Source organism: Photobacterium sp. OFAV2-7 (assembly GCF_022347985.1).
In the GTDB taxonomy this organism is placed as follows: Bacteria; Pseudomonadota; Gammaproteobacteria; order Enterobacterales; family Vibrionaceae; genus Photobacterium.
On sequence record NZ_JAKRFQ010000723.1, the window covers coordinates 1 to 2,743 of the forward strand.

A 2,743-nucleotide genomic window follows, 5' to 3' on the forward strand; every position below is an offset into this window, starting at 1 on the left:
CAAATTATAATTCCATGGCATACAGCCCGAGAGCCGGTGCGGCTTCGGGCTCTTCAATATTTTCAACAAACTGTAACCCCAGCTTGTCCAGTAGTTTGATACAGCGTTGGTTGTCAGCTGTGGTAATGGCGACGAGTTTCTTCATCTTTAATTCCCGTTGCCCATACTCCATGACCGCCAGCGCTGACTCATAGCCATACCCCTGACCGAAATATTCCGGCAGGAAGCCATAGCCAAGGTCGACATCATCCAGTGAGTCGCGCTTGATCAATCCACAAATACCAAGCGGGACGTCGCTCTCTTTTAGCTCGACTAAGTACAAGCCAATTCCGTGCGCCTGATACATCTTGATAGGGCCGTCGAGAAGGTATTGCCGAGCATCTGCTTCAGTTTTGAGTTGCTTGTCACCAACAAAACGAAGAAAGGGTTCCGAAGTATATAACTTGAGGGCGAAGGCGGCGTCATCTTCCGTCAACTGACGGATACGCAGGCGCTCGGTTTCGGTAATAATCATAATGTTGTCCTACTCTTTAAGTCCGCCTAACTAATTACTTATGTTTAGATGCCATAGTCTCGTTCGACTTTGGATATTCTGACCTTGAACGATGAATACCATTCTTTACGGCCTTTTCTCTGTGCTATTTGGTGCTCTGCATTTGCCTTCCAGGCTTTGATGGCCTCTACGTCGCGCCAGTAGGAGATAGTAATACCTACGCTTTCCCGGGCGGATTCGATACCCAGAAAGCCAGGTTGTACTTGGGCCAGTTCGACCATTTTATCGGCCATGCTCCCATAGCCGTTGTCACCTTCGGTGCGTTCGGAGGTAAAGATAACGGCGTAATAAGGTGGTTCAGGTGTATTGGCAATTTCGGACATACTGATTCCTTTCAGTGTGGTGTTCAATTTGCAGTGACTTGAAGCGGCAGGTTATCACAGTCCGGCTTCAAGTCACTTTTTTGCGCTAGGCCGTTTGTTTGCTGGTTCTGGCTGCAAGCTTGTTGGCCAGCGAGTGTAGCTCTGGCAGCATTCGCTGGATCAGGTGAAGCTGCTGAAGGACCATACGGACGGACTTACAGTCTTCGTCCCGCCACTGGGCAAGTTGTTGCTCTAGATCGGTATCCGAACTTGGTGCCTGGCTGCATTGGTTGCCGTCGAGTTGCTCTGCCAGACAATCAAGGTGCGCGTGGATCTGGCGGTGTGCCTTGGCGACCAGGTGATGGGTTTGCTCATCATCAAGCTGGGTCCTGTGGGCACCTAAGGCAGAGATATAGCTCAGCATCGCATGATTTAGCGTCAGAAAACGAAAGCTCTCGTCGGTTGCCATCCGGTAGCGGCCGGGCTCGGCCAGCATATTACTGATGGCAGTACTTAGCTGGGCGTCGGTATTGTGGGCGTCACGTCGGGCGATGCGGTAGTTCAGGCTGTCTTTTTTGCCGATTCGGTACTGGCCGATGATTTGACCGAGGTAGTCGCGGTTAGTGGTAATGGCCGAGGCCATGACCTTGTGCAGTCGGTTTGCCTGCCAGTCAGGCAGAATAAAGCTCACAGCCAGTACGGCTAGTAAGCAGCCGAGCAAGGTATCGCCCAGGCGCGGCAGGATCACGGCGTAACCTTCACCAAGCTGATTAAAGCAGAATAGCACTAGCAAGGTAATGAACGCGGTTGCCAGCCCATAGCGGGCAGTACGGAAGGCAAAGAACAACACCCCGGCTAACACCATAAGTACCAGCTGTCCTTCCTGACCAGGGAATAAGTAAAGCAGGGGGATACCGGCCAGCAGGCCGCCCAGTGTTCCGATGACTCGCTGGACCAGCTTCTGGCGTGTAGCACTGTAGTTAGGCTGGCAGACAAACAGGGTGGTAAGCAGGATCCAGTAGCCCCGCTCCAGCTCAAGAGCCTGAATGACGCCGTAACCGACGGTCAGCGCGATAGCCATTCGCAAGGCGTGGCGAAACAGCATAGAGTCCGGGGTGAACTGGCTAGTAATACGCTGCCAGCGCGCTTTCATACTGCGCGCTTCGTTGTCGGCCAGCTCTATATCATTGCCGGTCTGGGCGACATCGGGGTTGCTCACGTTTGAAAGCTGGCGTTCTACTGTCGCAAGGTTGTTGAATAGGTACTCGAGCTGGATCAGATACGTTCGCCACTTCGGGTTGTGCTGGTTTTTCAGATACAGTAGCGATTCCTGAAGCTCGTCGAGGGCTCTGACACTGTCTGCGCCGTGCCGGTAGGGTTTGCCCATTGCCAGCGCATGAGAAACTTCGCGACAGGCCTTGGCCTGACTGGTCAGTAATCGCTGAAAGCGAAACAGAACATCGCTGCGCTGGAATGCGGCCGCCAGGTCTTGGTAGCGGTAATGTGACGAGCTTGCCCGTTCATGAATATCCTGGGCTAGGAAGTAGATCTTGAGGAACTTGTCGCCGGTATCGTTCGGTCGACCACGACGGGCGCGGTTGAGCAAAGTGGCCTTGGCACCGTTAAGGGCTGCGACGACCCGGGCGTTCTGTCCGGCAGCCTCTAGCCGAAGGGGTTGCGGTACCATGTTGTTAACAGGCTCGAAAAGCTTGCTTTTGCTGTCGAGGTAGTGGGCAAATTCGGTAAAAACGGCAGCCAGGCTTTGCTGTACCGGTTGGTTGGGCCACAGGACCTGCCATGTCAGAGAGAGCAGGCCGTACCAAGACGCACCGGCCAGCAGTAACATCGGCTGATACCAGAGATTCACGCTATGATCGGCCCCGAGCAT

The 2,743-nt window shown here is 53.7% G+C and carries 3 protein-coding genes; all 3 read right to left on the bottom strand.

The window, feature by feature from the left end:
• Positions 1 to 4: 4 nt before the first annotated feature.
• A complete protein-coding gene (locus MHN01_RS23580) occupies positions 5 to 514 on the bottom strand; it encodes a GNAT family N-acetyltransferase (protein WP_239413788.1) in 510 nt (169 codons plus the stop codon).
• Positions 515 to 558: 44 nt separating this feature from the next.
• The gene (locus MHN01_RS23585; protein ID WP_239413789.1) at positions 559 to 876 is read right to left on the bottom strand and encodes an antibiotic biosynthesis monooxygenase; all 318 of its coding nucleotides are present in this window, start codon (positions 874 to 876) and stop codon (positions 559 to 561) included.
• A gap of 85 nt (positions 877 to 961) precedes the next feature.
• On the bottom strand, positions 962 to 2,743 hold a 1,782-nt coding region (gene yccS / locus MHN01_RS23590), incomplete at its 5' end, for a YccS family putative transporter (RefSeq protein ID WP_239413790.1).

What these genes read in the sequence shown, in the direction of transcription:
- MHN01_RS23580 (WP_239413788.1), bottom strand. Translation starts at nt 514, where the DNA reads ATGATTATTACCGAAACCGAGCGCCTGCGTATCCGTCAGTTGACGGAA.
- MHN01_RS23585 (WP_239413789.1), bottom strand. Translation starts at nt 876, where the DNA reads ATGTCCGAAATTGCCAATACACCTGAACCACCTTATTACGCCGTTATC.